Below are 19,602 nucleotides of genomic sequence, written 5' to 3' on the forward strand. Positions count from 1 at the left end.
CCTTCCCGCTTGGTGTGATGCCAGGATGCGGCGCGTTGGGCTTCGTGCAGGCCGTGCACATGACTGTGACGACCGTCGGTTGATCCACGCGGCTGTCTCAACCCAGCACTGTCCATGTCCGCCACGGCACGTAGCGCGAGGGCCCGTGTTTCCCCGGCGATGTACAAAGCAGTGCTCGGCGAGGCATGGGAAGGCTCCGACGGGTGACGGCGCGAAGACCGAGGAGGTGCCGGCGAACTCGCCGACAGTTTGGTGGAGGGCTGTGCGTCTGAACTGTTCATCGCCGCGCACCTTCACCTCGGCGCTCCGCTGAGTCGACTCCTTCGAGTCTGCGGTTCCCGGGTGCCTGGAGGGCGAAGGCTCCCTCCAGGCAATCGACTTCAGGCTCTAGAAGAACCCAAGCTTCTTCGGGCTGTATGAAACAAGAAGGTTCTTCGTCTGCTGGTAGTGCTCCAGCATCATCTTGTGCGTCTCCCGTCCGATCCCCGACTGCTTGTACCCGCCGAAGGCGGCATGCGCCGGGTACGCGTGGTAGCAGTTGGTCCAGACGCGGCCCGCCTGGATCGCCCGTCCTGCCCGGTACGCCGTGTTCATGTCCCGGGTCCACACGCCCGCCCCTAGTCCGTACAGCGTGTCGTTGGCGATCTTCAGCGCGTCGTCGAAGTCGTCGAACGAGGTCACCGAGACGACAGGGCCGAAGATCTCCTCCTGGAAGATCCGCATACGGTTGTCCCCCTCGAAGATCGTCGGCTGGACGTAGTAGCCGCCCTTCAACTCACCGTCGTACTCGATGCGTTCGCCGCCGGTGAGGACTTTCGCGCCCTCCTGCCGGCCGACGTCCAGGTAGGAGAGGATCTTCTCCAGCTGGTCGTTGGAGGCCTGGGCGCCGATCATCGTGTCGGTGTCGAGGGGATGGCCCGGCTTGATGAGCTCGGTGCGGGCGACGGCGGCCTCGAGGAACTCGGCGTAGTTGCCGCGCTGGATCAGTGCCCGGGAGGGGCAGGTGCAGACCTCGCCCTGGTTGAGGGCGAACATCGTGAACCCTTCGAGCGCCTTGTCCCGGAAGTCGTCGTCCCGCGCCCAGACGTCGTCGAAGAAGATGTTCGGTGACTTGCCACCGAGTTCGAGGGTCACCGGCTTGATGTTCTCCGAGGCGTACTGCATGATCAGCCGCCCCGTGGTGGTCTCGCCGGTGAACGCCACCTTGGCCACCCGTGGGCTGGACGCGAGCGGCTTGCCCGCCTCGACACCGAAGCCGTTGACGATGTTCACCACGCCCGGCGGCAGCAGGTCCGCGATCAGGCTCATCCAGTAGTGGAGGGAAGCCGGGGTCTGCTCGGCGGGCTTGATGACGACCGCATTGCCCGCCGCGAGGGCCGGGGCCAGCTTCCACACCGCCATCAGGATCGGGAAGTTCCACGGGATGATCTGCGCGACGACACCGAGCGGCTCATGGAAGTGGTACGCCACGGTGTCGTCGTCGAGCTCGCCGAGCGAACCCTCCTGCGCGCGGATCGCCCCCGCGAAGTACCGGAAGTGGTCGATGGAGAGGGGGATGTCGGCCGCCAGCGTCTCCCGCACCGGCTTGCCGTTCTCCCAGCTCTCGGCGACCGCCAGCTTCTCGAGGTTGGCCTCCATGCGGTCGGCGATCTTCAGCAGGATGTCGGACCGCTCGGTCACCGAGGTCCGGCCCCAGCCCGGGGCGGCGGCGTGCGCGGCGTCCAGCGCCCGCTCCACGTCCTCCGCGGTGCCCCGCGCGACCTCGGTGAACGGCTGCCCGTTCACCGGGGACGGGTTCTCGAAGTACTGCCCGCGCGCCGGCGGCACGTACTCGCCACCGATGAAGTGGTCGTAGCGCGCCTGGTAGGAGACGATCGCGCCCTCGGTGCCGGGTGCCGCGTAACGGGTCATGCTGGCCAGCCTCCTTCAGCAGCGCTGCCCGCCATTGGGCAGCTCTGGCGTGAGGCTAGGAGCGCGGACGTTGCAACCACGTTGCCGTCGGCGCGGCCAGTTCGGACTCCAGCGCGGTCAGCCGGGCCCGGACGCTCGCCGTGGGCCGCACGGCGGCGAGAGCTCGCCACACGTCGATGTCGTCCTCGCCCCATGGTGTGTGTGCCCAGTCCGCCAGCAGGTCCGGGTCGCGGGCGGCGACCAGCGCCGTCCGCAGCCCGTCGGCGATCCGGCGCCTGAGCCTGACCACCGCCGGTGCCTGCGAGGCCGGCAGCAGCGGACCGGTGTATCCCCGCGCCGCCGCGGTGACCGCCCCGCTCTCCAGGCGCCGCTCCACGACGGCCACGTCCGACTCGACCCGCGCGGTCAGGCGGTACGGCCGCGACGACAGCAGGCCCGGACCCAGCACCCTGCGCAGCCGCGCCAGTTCGGCCCGCAGCGTCACCGGCGTCACCGACTCGTCCTCGTACAGCGCGCACAGCAGCTCGTCCCCGGTCAGACCCTCCGGGTGCCGGGACAGCAGCACCAGGATCTCGCTGTGCCGGCGGCTGAGCCTGACCCTGCGGCCGGCACCGACCAGCAGCGCCTCGTCACGGCCCAGTGCGCTCAGCTCAGACGTGTCGGTGGCGGGCTGCTGCGGGAGGAGCAGCGCCAGCTGCGACTCGGCGGCCCGCGCGACCGCCTGGACGAAGCCCAGGCTGTGCGGATGCGCGAGGCCGTTCCCGCCGGTGATGTCCACGGCCCCCAGTACCCGCCCCGTCCGCGGATCGTGCACCGGCGCCGCCGCGCAGGTCCACGGCTGGACCCGGCGGATGAAGTGCTCCGCCGCGAACACCTGCACCGGCCGGTCCACCGCGACCGCGGTACCCGGCGCGTTCGTCCCGACAGCGGTCTCCGCCCACCGCGCGCCCGGCACGAAGTTCATCCACTCCGCCTGCCGCCGGGTCCTCGCATGGCCCTCGACCCAGAGCAGCCTTCCGTGCTCGTCGCACACCGCGAGCAGATGCTCCCCGTCGGAGGCGAAGGTGCCCATCAGCTCACGGAACAGCGGCATGACCCGCGCCAGCGGGTGCTCGGCCCGATACGAGCCGAGGTCCCCGTCGCTCAGTTCGACGCTCGCGGTCCCGTCAGGCCCGACACCGGCCCGCGCGGAACGCCGCCACGAGTCGGCCACCACCGGGCGTACCGGCCGCTGCACCGTGCCCGCCTCGGTGAACGTCTCGTACGCGCGGCGCAGCAGCCGGACATGCTCGGCAGCGTCGGCCCCCGGTTCCAGGGCCACCCATGGATCGGTCAACTCGGCCTCCCGGAGCGCGATGCGGCTGCGACCATCGTCACTCCGGGTGCGCGCGCAAACAACCTCCTCGACCGGCCTCACCCGAACGATGCGCGGCTCACACGGCTTCGACCATGCGCAAGTAGCGCTGCCAGTCCCAGTACACCCCCGGGTCGCTGTGGTCGGTGCCCGGCACCTCGTAGTGCCCGATGATGTGCGCGCGGTCCCTGGGGATGCCGTATCTCCCGCAGATCCCCGCCGTGAGCTTCGCGGACTCCTGGTACAGGGCCTCGGTGAAGTAGGCGGGCTTGTCCACCCATCCCTCGTGCTCGATGCCGATGCTGCTGGTGTTGTAGTCCCAGTTCCCGGCATGCCAGGCGATGTCGGCCTCCCGCACGCACTGCGCGATGTGCCCGTCGGCCGATCGCACGACATAGTGCGCGGACACCTTCTTCGCCGGGTTCTGGAAGATGGCCAGGGTGCCGGTGTAGGCCGTCTGCGTGACGTGGACGATCACCTTGTCCACGGGGTGGGACCAGGGGCGGTCCGCCGCTGTGAAGTTGGAGGGGGTGGCCGGCTGCCACTCGGCGAGCGGGTGGTCGACGGGTTGCGGGGCCGCCCCGGCCTGGGCTTCGGGAAGCAGCGCGTACGGTGTGGCGGCCAGGACGGCCCCCTTCAGCAACCGCCGTCTGCCGAGCAGCGGTCTGGCGCGTTCCATGAATCAAGTCCCTTTCGTCTCAGCGGTGTTCAGCCAAGCAGGGCCACCGCGGTCTGGCGGAGCCGGTCATGTACTCCGCGGTGAGTCTCGCGCGCCGGCAGCCATTCCTTGCGGATCTTCGCCACGCAGGTGTAGTTGGTGTCGCACACGTTGGCCAACGGCGACTCCACCGCCTGGGTCGCGAACTGGTACGCGTCCAGTTCGCTGAACCCGTAGTCGCGCACCAGCCACTGCACGAGGTCGAGCTGGGATATCCGGAACGCGTCCTCCAGTGGGCGGGCCGAACCGGTCGAGATGATGTGGGTGTCCGACTCGATGCGCGGCCAGGGTGTGGCGAGTCCCTTGAGCAGCTCGACGATCACCACGGTGTTCATCGCGCACTCGACGGCGACCCCGCAGGTCTCTCCCTCGCCCTGGCGGGCGTGCCCGTCGCCGAGGCTGAGCAGGGCGCCCTCCACATTGACCCCGAGGTAACAGGTGACACCCGCCCGCATCTCGGGTGTGTCCATGTTCCCGCCGTGCGCGTCGGGCACCAGTGCCGACCGCACTTCCAGATTGGCGGGGGCCACTCCCACGGTGCCGTGCATCGGGTCCATGGGCAGTTCGATCTCGATGTCACTGTCGCGTGCCCGGAACAGCGCCGTGCGCCGGGTCCGGTCCAACTGCCAGATCCACACGGTTTCCGGCAGCGGAGGCTGCAGCGTGGCGGTGGTGTGCGTCGAGGTGAGCGCGCCGAACAGGGGGACCGTGGTCGATGCGGCCCAGTCCCGGGCCGGTTCGATCGACACGAAATGCACGGCGACCGTGTCACCCGGCTCCGCGCCCTCGATGTGGAAAGGGCCGGTCTGCGGATTCAGGAAGGGGAACTCGCACACCTCGGACACCAGGTCCTTCTCGGACCGCACCCGTCCCGCGAAGCAGTCCTCCGTGTACAGGTCGAGGACCGTGCCGGGCGCGATGCGGGCCACGGGCGGTGCGCCGCCGAACGTCCAGGCGTACTCGCCGGGTTCGGGCCGTACGGTCAGGATCCGGGGGTCGTTCATCGCTGTGCACTCCGTTCTGTGCGGGTTCGGCGAGGTGGCCACGGGCGGTGTCGGCCATGTGTTCCGGAGGCCGCCGTATCAGCGCGATCAGCACCACGATTCCCACGTCACCCCCCGATTCCCGCCGTTCGAGGCCGCTGAGGGCCTCGCGTGAATCACGGTACGGTGCCTGCCGGTTGGGCAGTAGAGCGCTTGGTGTTTCGGTGGACAACCTTGGGGTTGTGGACAACTCCCTCACCCGATGGGGTGAGGCCGCCGCGGCTCAGACCCGTTCGCCCACAACCGCCGGGTCGTCCAGCACGGCCCGCACCACCGAGTGCGCGGCCCCCAGCAGCGGACCCTGCGAACCCAGGCGGGACACGGACACCGGACAGGCCGGACCCGCCGTGCGCCGGGCCAGCTCGTCCCGCAGCGAGGGCAGCAGCCAGGGTGCGAGCCCCGCCAGCGCGCCGCCGAGCACCACGGCTTCGGGGTCCAGCAGATTGACCGCCCCGGTCAGCGCTATGCCGAGCGCTTCCCCGGCCTCGCGCAGGGCGTCACGTACGTCCTCGTCGCCGTCCGCCGCGCGCTGGGCGAGCAGTCCGACCCGGTCCTCGCCCGGCTCCAGACCGGCCGCCCGCAACACCGCCTCCTCACCGGCGTACTGCTCCAGGCAGCCGCGCCCGCCGCACGCGCATGGGGGTCCGTCGGGACGGACCGGCACATGGCCGAGCTCGCCCGCGAAACCGCGGGTGCCGCGCAGGAGTTGCCCGTCCACGACGAGTGCCGCGCCGATGCCGATCTCCGCCGAGACGTGCAGGAAGTCGCGGGGGGTGCCGTCGCCGAGCCAGAGTTCTGCCAGCGCGCCGAAATTGGCCTCGTTGCCCACGGTCAGCGGGAAGTCCTCGGGCAGCAGGGCGCCCAGGTCCGTGTCGTGCCAGTCGAGGTTCGGGGCTCGGACGACGGTCCGGGCGTCACGCGCCACCAGACCGGGCACCGCCACCGCGAGGCCCGCGGGCCACAGGCCCTCGGCGTCCGCCTCGGCCACCACCTGGTGTACCAGGGAGGTGAGTTCCGCGATCACCGGCTCGGGGGAGCGGCCCCGGTTCGCGGCGTACCGCACCACCCTCGAGCGCACCTGCCCGCGCAGATCGACCGCGCAGACCGCGAGGTGGTCCACGCCGATCTCGGCGCCTATCCCGGCCGGCCCCCGTCCGCTGACGGCGAGCGCGGAGCCCGGCCTGCCGACCCGGCCGGGACGCTCGGGGCCCAGCTCCTCGAGCAGCCCCGAGCGTATGAGCTCGTCGACGAGGGTCGACACCGCGGCCCGGGTCAGCCCGATGCGCGAGGACACCGCGGCACGCGACAGCGGTCCCTCGGCGCTCACGGTGTGCATGACTCTGGCCAGGTTGCGGCGGCGCATGCCCTGCTGGGTGTCGGGCAGGCGACGCCCCGGACCCGCCGGGTGGGCGTCGTGCAGCGGTGCCGTCATGCCTCCCTCACCCCTCAGAGGTCCCCCGCTCCAGCAGCGGCGCCGCGTCGGAGAGTACCCCGGCGATCCTGGCCAGCGTCTCGTCGTCCCGCTCCACGGCCTCCAGTACCGGTCCGGCGGCGGTGTTCCAGCGCCGGGCGACCGCGCCCGGGTCCTCGCCGGTGAGCAGTCCGGCGGCCTGCGCCGCGGCGCCGAGCGCGACCAGCTCCTTGGCCTCGGGCACCTGGACGGGACGCCCCGAGAGCCGCCGTACGGTCTGCTGCCAGGCGGTGCCCTGCGCGCCGCCGCCGATGAGCAGCAGGGGCGTCGAACGATCCGCGTCCTGGTCGAGCACCAGGTCCAGGGCTCCGAGCAGTGCCTGTACGGCGCCGTCGTAGGCCGCCTGGAGGAGCTGGCCGCCGGTGGTGTCGTGGCGAAGGCCGTGCAGTAGGCCGGAGGCGTTCGGCAGGTTCGGGGTCCGCTCGCCGTCCAGGTAGGGCAGCAGGGTGACCCCCGGGACCGGCTCGACGGCCTCGCGGTCCAGGCCGAGCAGCGCCGCGATGCGGTCCACGGCGAGCGTGCAGTTCAGGGTGCAGGCCAGCGGCAGCCAGTCCCCGTGGGCGTCGGCGAAGCCCGCCACGGTGCCGGTCGGGTCGGTGGGGCGGTGCTTGGAGACGGCGTACACCGTGCCCGAGGTGCCCAGGCTCAGCACCGGCGTGCCGGGGCGCAGCCCGAGGCCGAGCGCGGCCGCGGCGTTGTCGCCGGTGCCGGGGGCGACCAGGGTGCCCCTGGAGAATGGCAGGTCATGCCCGTCGCGCACGGTACCGGCCACCTCGCCGGGCCGGACCACGCGGGGGAGCAGAGCGGAGTCGAGTCCCACGCGCGCGAGGATCTCGTCGTCGTACGACTCCGTCGCCGACGCCCACCAGCCGGTGCCCGAGGCGTCGCCCCGGTCGGTCGTGCCCTCGCCGGTGAGGCGCTCGGTGAGGTAGTCGTGGGGAAGACGCACGGCCTTCGTGGCGCGCAGGGCCTCCGGTTCGTGTTCGGCGAGCCAGGCCCACTTCGTGACCGTGAAGGAGGCGCCCGGCACGCTGCCGGTGCGCTCCGCCCAGGCCTTCGGGCCGCCCAGTTCCTCGATCAGACGCCGGGCCTGGGGCGCCGAGCGCACGTCGTTCCACAGGAGGGCCGGGCGCACCGGCTCGCCCTGGGCGTCGAGCGTGACGAGGCCGTGCTGCTGACCCCCGATCGACACCGCGGCGGCCTCGCGGGCCGCGTCCCCGCACTGGCGCAGCGCCTCGGACAGCGCGTCCCACCACTGACGGGGGTCGCTCTCCCGGCCGGCCCCGGAGGACACGGTGTGCGGTGCCTGGCCGCGCGCGACGACCCGGCCGGTGGCCGCGTCGACCACCAGCGCCTTGGTGGACTGGGTGGACGTGTCCACGCCGACGACGAGCGGACCCTCGGCTGCTGACATCGGGCTCTCCCTTTTTGCGGCTCTTGGCCGTAATGCGGCTCATGACCTTGATGCGGTTCATGTCTCCACCCGGAGACACCTTGTCTCTTCCCAGAGACGTGTGTGCATACTAATTTGTAAACCGCCATGACGAAATAGTCCGCAGCAGCAAGGAGCCGCGTCATGAACTACCAGCCCACCCCCGAGGACAGGTTCACCTTCGGCCTGTGGACCGTCGGCTGGCAGGGAAGGGACCCGTTCGGCGACGCCACCCGCCGTGCCCTCGACCCGGTCGAGACGGTGCAGCGCCTGGCCGAGCTCGGCGCCCACGGCGTGACCTTCCACGACGACGACCTGATCCCCTTCGGATCGTCCGACAGCGCGCGCGAGGGTCACATCAAGCGCTTCCGCGAGGCCCTGGACGCCACCGGCATGAAGGTGCCGATGGCGACCACCAACCTCTTCACGCACCCCGTCTTCAAGGACGGCGCGTTCACCGCGAACGACCGTGACGTGCGCCGTTACGCGCTGCGCAAGACGATCCGCAACATCGACCTGGCGGTCGAGCTCGGCGCCGAGACCTACGTCGCCTGGGGCGGCCGCGAGGGCGCCGAGTCCGGTGGCGCCAAGGACGTGCGCGTCGCGCTGGACCGCATGAAGGAGGCCTTCGACCTCCTGGGCGAGTACGTCACCGAGCAGGGCTACGACCTGAAGTTCGCCATCGAGCCCAAGCCGAACGAGCCGCGCGGCGACATCCTGCTGCCCACCGTCGGCCACGCCCTGGCGTTCATCGAGCGCCTGGAGCGCCCCGAGCTGTACGGCGTGAACCCCGAGGTCGGCCACGAGCAGATGGCAGGGCTTAACTTCCCGCACGGCATCGCGCAGGCCCTGTGGGCGGGCAAGCTCTTCCACATCGACCTCAACGGCCAGTCCGGCATCAAGTACGACCAGGACCTCCGCTTCGGCGCGGGCGACCTGCGGGCCGCCTTCTGGCTCGTCGACCTCCTGGAGAGCGCCGGCTACGCCGGTCCCAAGCACTTCGACTTCAAGCCGCCGCGCACCGAGGACCTCGACGGTGTGTGGGCGTCGGCCGCGGGCTGCATGCGCAACTACCTGATCCTCAAGGAGCGTGCGGCCGCCTTCCGTGCCGACCCGCAGGTCCAGGAGGCGCTGCGTGCCTCGCGTCTGGACGAGCTGGCGCAGCAGACGGCGGCGGACGGCCTGAAGTCGCTGCTCGCGGACCGCAGTGCCTTCGAGGACTTCGATGTCGAGGCGGCCGCCGCGCGCGGCATGGCCTTCGAGCAGCTCGACCAGCTCGCCATGGACCACCTGCTGGGTGCGCGCGGCTGAATGAGCTCCACGCGCGTGTGCCGGCGGCCGTGAGTGACCTCCGCCGACGGCACGCGCGCGTGCGGACTTGCGGCGACCCCCGCGTGGAATGTGCCGGAACCATGCGATCCACGGCATGGGGGCGTATCAACTTCCGCGCGGGGGTCGCCGCATGACCGGTTCGAGGCGAGTCTGGACGGTATGGCCATGCCGCCGGTACCGCCCCAGCCGCCCGGACCGCCGGGTGACACACCGCCTCCGGGCGGTGGCTTCGGACCACCTCCTGACGATTTCGGCCGCAAGGGCCCCGACCCGTACGGGGGTCTGCCGCCGACCCAGCGGATGGGTCCGGTCGGCGACCCCGGGCCGAGCGGACCCAGAAGGCGCCGGAGCCCGCTGTTCGCCCTGCTCGCCGTCATCGCGGCGGCCGTGGCCGTCGCCCTCGTGGTGGTCTTCATGGCCTCGGGGAACGACGACTCGCCGGACAAGAACCCGGCCCCGGCGACCAGTACGAGCGGATCTCCCAAGCCGTCGTTCAGCCTGCCCACCCGACTTCCCAGCGAGTTGCCCAGCGAGCTGCCGTCGCAGCTCCCTACCGACCTGCCCAGCGAGTTCCCGAGTGACCTGGAGTCGTTGCTCCCTTCTCTGATCGGGTGAGTCAGAGGCGGTGCGGCAGCCGGACGTACGACACCGTCGTCTCCACCCCGCTGTCGACCAGTCGGCCGTCGGCGTCGAACGCGCCCGCTCCGTCCGTCATGCCGAAGTCGTTGTCGTTGATCAGGGCGAGGGTGTCGTGGTCCACCCGTGCGACGCCCTCGATCTTCCCGGGCACCCCGGCGACCGTGCCCAGGTCGACGACCAGCTTCTTGGCGAGTACGGGCACGCCCGAGGCCGCCGGATCGTCGAACTGCTCCAGCGACGGAGACGTGGTGTCGTCGTCCCAGGTGCTGCCGAGGATGTTGGAGGACCGGTCAAGGCGCACCAGTTGAAGCCGTGCGGCCTTGTCGGTGCGCTCCTCGACCAGTAGCCGGTCACCGCCCACCGCGACCACCGACGAGATCTTGAGCTCGGAGGTGTCGTCCTCGCTCGGGTCCACGACGTTCACCGGGTCGAAGCGGTACACGTACTCGGCGGTGACCGTCTTCTTCTTCGGCGCGAAACGCAGCAGCCGGATGGTCCTGGAGGCCTCTCCTGCGTCCGTGTCCGGCAGGGACAACGGGCTCTGCACCGCCAGTACCAGATCGCCACCGGGCAGTTGGGCGAGCCCCTCGAAGCCCCGGTTGATCTTCCGGTGCAGCAGGACGGAGGGCAGCGCCTCCACCACGGGGTAGCCGGCGCCGGTGAGGTTGAGCCCCTTGGGCACGTAGCGCGTGAGGACCTTCCCGCGCGCGGAGACGTGCACCAGGCTCGGCCCGTACTCGTCGACAAGCCAGAAGGTCCCGTCCGAGGCCCGCACGATGCCCTCGGTGTCCAGGCCGTTCGGGTTGTACGACAGCGCCGTGAGCGCGTTGTAGTCGTACGGCGCCTCGTCGCGCACCTGCTGGTCGGGCAGCCCCGTGACGGGCTTGCCGGAGGAGGTGGTGACCGGGATCGCGTCCAGCACCTTCACGGTGTCGCCGGAGACGCGGATCTTCACGATCGCCGGGTCGAAGCCGGGGACCGGGAACGTGCGGCGCTTGGCCCCGGCCACCTTGATCTGGCCGTTGGGCCCGCGGTCGGTGACGGTCCAGAACTCGCCCTTGCGGCCCGCCGGGTAGATGTCACTGCCGATGCCGCCGAGGTCCACCCCTCGGTCGTCGGTCACCGTGCCCGGCAGGAGCGTGTTGCTGAACGCGCCCAGCGGGATGTCACCGAGCGTCGCCGTCCGGACGACACGTGCCTCGCCCGACGGGGCGCCCATGGCCGGCCCCGCCGCGATCAGCGCGGCGATCAGGGCGAGGGGTACACCCGCCGCTGCGGTGCGTCTGGCGGGGCGTCGGCCGTCGGCGTGCGGGGACATGGGGCCTCCTGGGAACCAAGTGCGGTGACAGGGGCCAGATTTGGGCCCCGCTCGGAACGCCGTACGACCGAAGGGTGAACGTGTGGCGTCGGCCGTGCGTCGGCCCGACACCGCGGCACGCGCGCGTGTCGTGCGCTCAGTTGGTCGAGCTGCGAGGCGGCCGGTGCGGTCCCAGTCCTTGGAGTACATCGCCCAGTTCGTCCGCCGTGAGCGCGGGGGACGGGAGGGGCGCGACGGCCGGCGAGACGCGCAGGCTGTCGAGGAGCAGGACGAGAGGGCGACGCCAGGCTTCGGGGCCGACGGCCGTGGCGAGGGAGGGAACGGCCCGGCCGAGTGCGGCCAGCGCGAAGAGAACGTCCTCCGTCGTGACGTCCGCCCGGACGCTTCCCTCGTCGCGCCCACGGCGCAGGAGCAGCTCCATGGTCGCCCGGTTGTGGGTGTGCACGGCCTGCAACGACTCGACACCCTCGAGGTGCGTGGTCATCAGGTCGTTCGTACCGCGATCGGTCGCCAGGACGGCGAACACCGCTTCCACGTAGCCGACGAGTCCCTCCCAGGCGTCAGCGGCGGCCCGGGCCCGCTCGCCGGCGGCCATGGTGCCCGCCAGCGGATCGCGGAAGACCGCGTCGACCAGGACGGCACGGCTCGGAAAGTGCCGGTAGAGCGTGGCGTTTCCCACCCCCGCCCGCCGCGCGATGACGTCCAGGGGTGCCTCCAGCCCCTGCTCCGTGAACACCTCGTGAGCGGCCTCGACCAGCAACTCCCGGTTGCGTCGCGCATCGCGACGCCGTACCGGCGCCGTCGAGTCGTCCGCCATGATCGCCCCTTCGCACTACCGGGGAGTGTTCCCCGGTAACGATGCTATCGTCGTCCAGGTAAATGGGGAGCACTCCCCGTTTAACTGTGAGGGGTGGGACATGGGCAGTACGGCGCTCGTCCTCGGCGGGGGCGGCCTCGTCGGCGGAGCCTGGATGACGGGAGTTCTCGCCGGCCTGTGCGACGCCGGTGTCGACCCGTCCCGCGCGGATGCCGTCATCGGGACCTCGGCTGGTGCGATCTTCGGTGCGCGTCTCCTCGCGGGCGAGCCCGCGCGCGAGCTGTACGAACGCCAACTGGTCGGCGCCGACCGGGTGGGCCTCGGAGTGACGCCTGCTCAGACGCTTCGCTTCCTGTGGGCCGCGCTGGGCTCCCGCGATCCGGAGCGTTCCGTGCTGCGCCTCGGGCGAGCCGCGTTGAGGGCACGCACGGGTCCCGAGGCCGATGTGTACGACGCCCTGCGTCCGCTGCTGTGGAGCGTGGGGGACTGGCCCGACCGCGCACTGCGGATCACGGCCGTCGACGCCCTCTCCGGGCAGCTGACGGCCTTCGACGCCGACTCCGACGTCACGCTCCTCGAAGCCGTCGTCGCCAGCTGCGCGGTACCCGTCGTCTGGCCCCCGATCACCTTGGCCGGGCGCCGCTGGATGGACGGGGGCAGCCGCTCCACCGCCAACATCCACCTCGCGGGTGGCCATTACCACGTCCTGGCCATCGCCCCGATCCCCGCCGCCGTGGGCCCGCACCCCAGTGCCGATCAGCAGGCGGCCGCCCTCGCCGCCGAAGGCGCCCACGTCACCCTCGTGACCCCGGACCGCGCCGCACGCCGGGCCATGGGCCGCGACATGACGTCCGACGCGCGCCGCCCCGCGGCAGCTCTGGCCGGCCACGCCCAGGCGACGGCCCTCGCGGCCTCGGTGCACCCGCGCTGGCGCGCCGAGCGGTGAAGGCCGGTTCGGGACGCCGTAAGCCTGACCATCGCTGCCGAGAGGAACCCCATGCCCGCGCCCACTCTGGAGGAGCTGACCCCGGACGGCCATGACTTCGCCTCGAACCCGTACCCGGTCTACGCCGCGCTGCGGGCCAAGGGCCCCGTGCACCGCGTCCTCGTGCCCGGAAGCGGTGAGAGCTGGCTCGTCGTCGCCCATGACGCGGCGCGAGCCGCGTTGACCGACCCGCGCCTGCGCAACGACATCCGGCATTCCTCGTCCTGGCGCAGCGACGGCGGACACGCCGTCGGCCGCAACATGCTCCAGAGCGACCCTCCGCAGCACACCCGGCTGCGTCGACTGGTGGCGGCTCACTTCACGGCAGGGAGGATCGCCGCGCTGCGACCGAGCATCGAAGCCACAGCCCTCGAACTCCTGGACACGCTGCCGGAGCGGGGAACGGCCGACCTGGTCGCCAGGTACGCGCTGCCGCTGCCCGTCACGGTGATCTGCGACCTTCTGGAGGTGCCCGCGGCGGACCGCGCGGTGTTCCACGCCTGGGCCGACGAACTCGTCATGCCCGCCTCCGCCGAGACGGCGACCGCCGCAGCGGCCGCACTGACCGACTACCTCGCCGGTCTGCTCGACCGAGGACGCGAACGGCGCGCGACAGGCCTGCTCGGCGACCTCGTGGCAGCCTCGGACCTCACCGCCGAGGAACTCCTCGGCATGGCGTTCCTGATCCTCGTCGCCGGCCACGAGACGACCGTCGACCTGATCTCCGGCACCGTCCACGCGCTGCTGGCCAACCCGGACCAACTCGCCCTGCTCCGCGCGGAACCGGACCTCACCGAAGCGGCCGTCGAGGAGTCCCTGCGCCACAACTCACCCGTCCACGCCACCGCGTTCCGCTTCGCGGCCGAGCCGCTCGACATCGACGGCAGGCGGATCCAGGCGGGCGACTCCGTGCAGGTCTCGCTCGCCGCAGCCTCCCGCGATCCGCTGCGGTTTCCCGACCCCGACCGCTTCGACCTACGGCGTCCCACGCGCGCGCACCTGGCATTCGGCCACGGCCCGCACCACTGCCTGGGCGCCCCGCTGGCCCGCGCGGAGGTGGCCGTCGCTCTGCGCCTGCTGCTGCGCCACCGGCCCGCTCTCGCCTTCGCGACCGACCCGGGCACGTTGACCTGGCGCAGCGGCACGCTCCTGAGGGGGCTCGCTGAACTACCGCTGCGGTTCGGCTGAGGAGAGCTCCGCCGAGGACAGAGCCGTCGCCGGATCCAGGGCCGCCGGGCCCGCGAGCACCCAGCGTTCCCGCTCCTGGCGGTACGGCCACCACCGCCCGTCCCGGCCCAGGCGCACCTGGGCCGGCGCGTCGACGGCCGTCCAACGGTTGCCCTCTGCCCTGAGCGACGGCCGTTCGTCCTCGTCCCAGGCCGAGTCCAGAGCGGCACGCGCGCGTGCGAGGGTGTCGCCCGAGGGCGCCCACTCCTCCTCCAGCACCGACAGCGCTTCCGCACCACCGAGACGCCACGCGTGCGTGGCGTCCGCCAGCGACTGCGGATCACGGCCCGATCCGTTGGCGAGCCGTTCCGTCAGTGCCGGGTCGGGTGCATCGACGGCGAGACGTACGGCGTCCTGAGCGGCCGTCAGTCCGCGTGCCGCGGCAGGCCGTTCGGACGGTGGCCGGAGAGCCTCCACGAGCAGCCGATGAGCCTCCTCGGCGGTCCGAGCGGCCAGATGACGGACGGCGACCGGGTCGACTCCCGGTGCGGGCGGGGCCTCGGTGTCCAGCGAGGGCGGCGAGCCGGGCTTCGCGGGCAGCTCCGCGGCCAAGGGCAGGGGCGGCAGGATGTCGCCGGCCGCATACGCCTCGGCGGCATCCACCCCCTCCGGTTCGGGAGCCTCTTCCACGGACGTGGCGCTGCGGTCCTGGAGCTCCCCGAGGAGGGCGTGTTCGCCGCGGCCGCGCATCAGCAGCAGTACGAAGGGATCCTGGTCCAGCAGCCGGGCCACCTGATAGCAGAGAGCTGCCGTGTGCCCGCAGTGGTCCCAGGCACCGCAGTCGCACTCCGGTTCCAGATCGCCCAGCCCCGGCAGGAGTTCGATGCCCGCGGACGCCGCGTCCTCGACCAGATGCGGCGGCATCTCACGGTCCAGCAGGGCCGCGACGTGAGCGGCCCGCTCGACGGCCATGTCGAGGAGGCGGTCCCACTGCTCGACCGACAGTTCGGCCAGCAGAACGTCGGCGCGGTGCGCGGTGCGATCACGGTCCTGGACCACGGCCGTGATGCGCCCGGGACGTACCGACACCGCCCCCACGGCGCCCGCGCGTGCGATCCTGCGGCCCGTCTTCACCTGCCCCGAGTCCAGCGCGGCGTCCTCCAGTGCCCGCAGCCAGGCCCGGCCCCACCAGGTCTGGGCGAAACCCCGCCCGTGCGCGGGCGGCAGCGCCGCGAACGTGCGCTCCGTGTCACCGTCGTGTCCGGTCATCGTGCACCCCCTCGAAGCCCGACCAGATCGGCCAGCTCCGCGTCCGTCAGCTCGGTCAGTGCAGACTCGCCGGAACCGAGTACCGCCTCGGCCAACTCCCGTTTGTGGTGCAGCATGTCGGCGATGCGGTCCTCGACGGTCCCCTCGGCGATCAGCCGGTGCACCTGCACGGGCCGGGTCTGGCCGATGCGGTACGCGCGGTCGGTGGCCTGCGCCTCGACGGCCGGGTTCCACCAGCGGTCGTAGTGCACGACGTGCTCGGCGCGGGTGAGGTTCAGGCCGGTGCCGGCTGCCTTCAACGACAGCAGGAACACGGGCACTTCACCCTCCTGGAACCGCCGCACCATCGCTTCACGCCGGGCGACCGGTGTCCCGCCGTGCAGGAACTGCGACGGCAGGCCACGCGCCGCGAGGTGCTGCTCGATGAGCCGGGCCATGCGCACGTACTGCGTGAACACCAGGACGCTCGCTCCTTCGGCGACGATGGTGTCCAGGAGCTCGTCCAGCAGTTCGAGCTTGCCGGAACGGCCGGCGATCCTCGGCCGGTCCTCCTTGAGAAACTGCGCCGGGTGGTTGCAGATCTGCTTCAGCCCGGTCAGCAGCTTCACGATCAGCCCGCGCCGCGCCATGCTGTCCGCCCCGGAGATCTCGGCCAGGGTCTCGCGCACCACTGCCTCGTACAGGCCGGCCTGTTCCTGGGTGAGCGACACGGCATGATCGGTCTCGGTCTTCGGCGGCAGCTCCGGGGCGATGCCGGGATCCGACTTGCGGCGGCGCAGCAGGAAGGGGCGCACCAGCCGGGCGAGACGTTCCGCGGCGGCCGGGTCCTGACCGCTCTCGATGGTCTGCGCGTACCGGGCGCGAAAGGTGCCGAGGCGGCCCAGCAGACCGGGAGTCGTCCAGTCGAGGATCGCCCACAGCTCCGACAGGTTGTTCTCCACCGGGGTTCCGGTGAGCGCCACGCGTGCGCGTGCCCCGATCGAGCGCAGTTCCCGGGCGGTCGCCGAGTACGGGTTCTTCACGTGCTGCGCCTCGTCCGCCACGACCATCCCCCACGCGGCTTCGGCGAGCCGGGGGGCGTCCAGGCGCATCGTGCCGTACGTGGTGAGCACGAACTCCCCGCCGGCGAGGTCGTCGAGCTCGCGCCGCGGACCGTGGAAGCGGCGCACGCGCGTTCCCGGTGCGAACTTCTCGATCTCGCGCTGCCAGTTGCCCATCAGGGACGTCGGGCACACCACGAGGGTGGGTCCGGCGGTGGCCGTGTCGGTCTGCCGGTGCAGATGCAACGCGATCAGGGTGATCGTCTTGCCGAGTCCCATGTCGTCGGCGAGACAGCAGCCGAGTCCCGAGGACGTCATACGGGCCAGCCAGTTCAGGCCCCGGCGCTGGTAGTCCCGCAGCGGTGCGGCGAGCGCGGCGGGTTGCGGGACCGGCTCCTGCGCCTCCGGGTCCGCCAGCCGGTCCCGCAGCGCCGCCAGCCACCCGGTGGGCTGCACCTCGACCCTGCGGCCGTCGACCTCGGCCGAGCCCGTCAGAGCGGCGCTCAGCGCGTCGACGGGCGTCACCTTGCGGTCCTGCCGGGCACGGGCTCGGCGCACCTCGTGCGGGTCGACCAGCACCCACTGGTCACGCAGTCGCACCACGGGGCGGTTGGCCTCGGCGAGCCGGTCCAGCTCCTCGCGCGTGAGCTGCCGGTCGCCCAGCGCGAACCACCAGTCGAAGGCGAGCAGCGCGTCGGCGGACAGGAACGACGGAGTGCCCGACCCGATCCGGTCGTTGTCGTCCGGCGGACCGACCGTCGCGCGCGTGGTGAGGTTTCTGGACAGCTCCTTCGGCCAGTGCACCTCGACACCCAGGTCGGAGAGGCTTCGCGCGCCCGCTCCGAGCAGATCGGTGATCTCCTCGTCGGCGAGCTCGACCGCGTCCGGGACGGTGGCCGAGAGCAGCGGGTTGAGCGGGGGCCACGCGCGTGCGGCCCTGCGGAGCGCGAGCAGGCAGTCCAGCTGCGCGTGCGGGCCGAAGGCCGTGGAACCGGCCCACACGTCGGCGGCGTCCGCGACGGTCGTCGGATCGCTCACGCTGTGCACTTGGAGAACGGCCCGGAAGGAGGGCTCCTCACCAATGACCAGGCCGAGCACCTCGACGCGCAACGAGACGCGTACGCCCGCGTCGTGACCCGCGGCGACATCCGCCGCCCACGCGCGCTGCTCGGGCAGGTGCTGCGGTTCCTGGGCGGCGTAGGCGGGTCCGCCCGTGACGAGGGGCGCAGCGGGGGAGCGGGGCAGGGTGTCGGCGACCGCGTCCAGGAAGGCGCGCACCAGCCGTTCGGGGTCGGGCAGCCGGAGCGGCTCGACGGCGCTCAGGGGCACGGCGTGCGCCTCGGGCGGCATCACCGCGGCAAACAGGCGGACACGCTCGACGTCGGCCGCTCCCAGGGGGCCCATGCGCCAGGCGTCGTGGTCGGCGGGGGACAGCCCCGGCAGCAGCAGCCCTCGGGCCGCGCACTGCAGGGCCAGCACGGCGGCGGCACCCCAGAAGAGGGTCGCCCGGTGCCCGTGCGCGGAGGCACGCGCACGCGTGAGGACCGGCAGCGCGGCGCGGACCGGCAGCAGCACCGCAGGCCGGCTCACCAGACCCACACCGCCGTCGCCGGGCACCACGAGCGTCAGATCCTCGACCGTCCCTGCCGCGACAGCGGGAGGAGGAGCGCCGTCGGGCCGCCAAAAGGCCACACTGCCCGTGCGGGCGGGATCGCCGGGCACGAACACGGCACAGCACGAAGCCAGTTCGGAGATCTCGGACGGTGATGCCGCGGGAACCCTCTGGACAGAGATCGCGGGACTCCTCAAACTTGACTACGTCACGGAGTGGTCGAGGGTACATCACCCCTCGGGCCCGCCGCGGATGGCTTGTATCACCTTCGCGCCAGGGTGTCGTCAACCCCCCTGCGCGGCCGGTGCTGCCCCCCGCATGGAGACGGGGGGTTGCCACATGGTCGCAACAGGTCACGGGTCCGTACGTTTCCTCAGGTCAGCACGTTTCCTGAGAGAGCCGGAGCCCGGACATGCCGCAGAGCACCGCAACCGTCGCACCCCGCCCGCGCGGTACGTCCGGCTCCCCGCCCGGCGGAAGCGAATTCGCGCCCCTCCTGCGCGCGGTGAAGGGCCAGGGCCTCCTGGACCGCCGCCATGACTGGTACGCCCGGGCCATCGCCGTCAACGCACTCGCCCTCGCCGGTCTCGTCACCGCCGTCGCCCTGTCCGGCGACTCCTGGCGGACCCTGCTCCTGGCCCCGCTCCTCGCCGTGTTCTCCGCCCGCACCGCCTTCATGGGCCACGACGCGGGACACGCGCAGATCACCGGCGACAAGGCGGCCGGCCGCGCCATCGGTCTCGTCCACGGCAACCTGCTGCTCGGGATGAGCTACTCCTGGTGGAACCACAAACACAATCGCCACCACGCCAACCCCAACCACATCGACAAGGACCCCGACGTCGCCGCGGACGTCCTCGTCTTCACGGGCGAACAGGCGAAGGGACGTACCGGCTTCAGGCGCCGGCTCACCCGCCATCAGGCATGGCTGTTCTTCCCGCTCACCCTCCTCGAAGGCGTCGCCCTGAAGGTCCAGGGCTTCCGTGACCTGCGCCGACAGGCGCCGGGGGAGCGTGCCGCGGAGGGCGCCCTCCTGGTGGGCCACCTCGCCGCCTACGCCACCCTGCTGCTGACCACCATGTCCCCCGGCAGGGCGCTGGCCTTCGCGGCGATCCACCAGGCGCTGTTCGGGCTGCACCTCGGGATGGCCTTCGCCCCCAATCACAAGGGCATGGAAATGCCGGACCCGGACGGCGAGCCCTGGGGCCACCTGCGCCGCCAGGTGCTCACCTCCCGCAACATCCGCGGCGGCATCCTCACCGACTGGTTCCTCGGCGGCCTCAACTACCAGATCGAGCACCACCTCTTCCCGAGCATGCCCCGGCCTCACCTGCGCCTCGCCCAGCCGCTGGTGCGCGCCCACTGCCGGGATCTGGGTATCCCCTACACGGAGACCGGACTCGTCGACTCCTACCGACAGGCCCTGAGCCACATGCACGAGGTGGGCGAGCCGCTTCGGGCGGACCGCTAGGAAGCGTGTGCATCCGGGGCGTC

15 protein-coding genes are annotated in these 19,602 nt (G+C 71.8%); 5 read left to right on the forward strand and 10 right to left on the reverse strand.

Features of this window, described 5'->3' with window-relative positions; translation table 11 throughout:
• Nucleotides 1–387 precede the first annotated feature (387 nt).
• The 6 genes from BFN33_RS25270 to xylB form a co-directional block, all read right to left on the reverse strand.
• The gene (locus BFN33_RS25270) at nt 388–1,911 is read right to left on the reverse strand and encodes an aldehyde dehydrogenase family protein (RefSeq protein ID WP_069762439.1); all 1,524 of its coding nucleotides are present in this window, start codon (nt 1,909–1,911) and stop codon (nt 388–390) included.
• A gap of 55 nt (nt 1,912–1,966) precedes the next feature.
• Nucleotides 1,967–3,247 (reverse strand): GAF domain-containing protein, encoded by a 1,281-nt coding sequence (locus BFN33_RS25275; RefSeq protein WP_069762440.1) that lies wholly within the window; start codon nt 3,245–3,247, stop codon nt 1,967–1,969.
• A gap of 97 nt (nt 3,248–3,344) precedes the next feature.
• Nucleotides 3,345–3,944, reverse strand: coding sequence for an N-acetylmuramoyl-L-alanine amidase (locus tag BFN33_RS25280; protein WP_069762441.1), 600 nt, complete (start codon nt 3,942–3,944; stop codon nt 3,345–3,347).
• Nucleotides 3,945–3,973: 29 nt separating this feature from the next.
• Nucleotides 3,974–4,987, reverse strand: coding sequence for an acetamidase/formamidase family protein (locus tag BFN33_RS25285; RefSeq protein WP_069762442.1), 1,014 nt, complete (start codon nt 4,985–4,987; stop codon nt 3,974–3,976).
• 262 nt (nt 4,988–5,249) lie between these two features.
• Complete coding sequence (locus tag BFN33_RS25290; RefSeq protein WP_069762443.1) at nt 5,250–6,458, reverse strand: ROK family transcriptional regulator; 1,209 nt, start codon at nt 6,456–6,458, stop codon at nt 5,250–5,252.
• 7 nt (nt 6,459–6,465) lie between these two features.
• A complete protein-coding gene (xylB, locus tag BFN33_RS25295; protein WP_069762444.1) occupies nt 6,466–7,911 on the reverse strand; it encodes a xylulokinase in 1,446 nt (481 codons plus the stop codon).
• Nucleotides 7,912–8,073: 162 nt separating this feature from the next.
• Here xylB and xylA point away from each other — a divergent pair, with 162 nt between their 5' ends.
• Entirely contained in the window at nt 8,074–9,240 is a 1,167-nt protein-coding gene (gene xylA / locus BFN33_RS25300) for a xylose isomerase (RefSeq protein ID WP_069762445.1), read from the forward strand.
• A 180-nt stretch (nt 9,241–9,420) separates the two neighbouring features.
• Nucleotides 9,421–9,876: a hypothetical protein gene (locus BFN33_RS50185; protein WP_256122867.1), complete on the forward strand. Its 456-nt coding sequence runs from the start codon at nt 9,421–9,423 to the stop codon at nt 9,874–9,876.
• A 1-nt stretch (nt 9,877) separates the two neighbouring features.
• Here the strand turns inward: BFN33_RS50185 and BFN33_RS25310 are convergent, their stop codons facing one another.
• Together BFN33_RS25310 and BFN33_RS25315 are read right to left on the reverse strand one after the other, a co-directional pair.
• Nucleotides 9,878–11,218, reverse strand: a complete 1,341-nt coding sequence (locus tag BFN33_RS25310; RefSeq protein ID WP_069762446.1) for an esterase-like activity of phytase family protein — start codon at nt 11,216–11,218, stop codon at nt 9,878–9,880.
• 136 nt (nt 11,219–11,354) lie between these two features.
• Entirely contained in the window at nt 11,355–12,035 is a 681-nt protein-coding gene (locus tag BFN33_RS25315; RefSeq protein ID WP_069762447.1) for a TetR/AcrR family transcriptional regulator, read from the reverse strand.
• A 100-nt stretch (nt 12,036–12,135) separates the two neighbouring features.
• Here BFN33_RS25315 and BFN33_RS25320 point away from each other — a divergent pair, with 100 nt between their 5' ends.
• The gene (locus BFN33_RS25320) at nt 12,136–12,981 is read left to right on the forward strand and encodes a patatin-like phospholipase family protein (protein WP_069762448.1); all 846 of its coding nucleotides are present in this window, start codon (nt 12,136–12,138) and stop codon (nt 12,979–12,981) included.
• A gap of 51 nt (nt 12,982–13,032) precedes the next feature.
• Complete coding sequence (locus BFN33_RS25325; RefSeq protein ID WP_069762449.1) at nt 13,033–14,208, forward strand: cytochrome P450; 1,176 nt, start codon at nt 13,033–13,035, stop codon at nt 14,206–14,208.
• On the opposite strand, the gene BFN33_RS25330 is transcribed toward BFN33_RS25325, so the two are convergent.
• Nucleotides 14,188–15,456 (reverse strand): SWF or SNF family helicase, encoded by a 1,269-nt coding sequence (locus tag BFN33_RS25330; RefSeq protein ID WP_069762450.1) that lies wholly within the window; start codon nt 15,454–15,456, stop codon nt 14,188–14,190. The two genes, BFN33_RS25325 and BFN33_RS25330, sit on opposite strands and share 21 nt — an antisense overlap.
• Nucleotides 15,453–18,224: a DEAD/DEAH box helicase gene (locus BFN33_RS25335; RefSeq protein WP_256122868.1), complete on the reverse strand. Its 2,772-nt coding sequence runs from the start codon at nt 18,222–18,224 to the stop codon at nt 15,453–15,455. Before BFN33_RS25335 ends, BFN33_RS25330 begins: the two co-directional genes overlap by 4 nt.
• Before the next feature lie 296 nt (nt 18,225–18,520).
• Here BFN33_RS25335 and BFN33_RS25340 point away from each other — a divergent pair, with 296 nt between their 5' ends.
• Entirely contained in the window at nt 18,521–19,579 is a 1,059-nt protein-coding gene (locus BFN33_RS25340) for an acyl-CoA desaturase (protein ID WP_069762451.1), read from the forward strand.
• The last annotated feature ends 23 nt before the right edge of the window (nt 19,580–19,602 follow it).

This window comes from Streptomyces sp. LUP47B, from assembly GCF_001746295.1.
Taxonomy (GTDB): Bacteria; Actinomycetota; Actinomycetes; order Streptomycetales; family Streptomycetaceae; genus Streptomyces.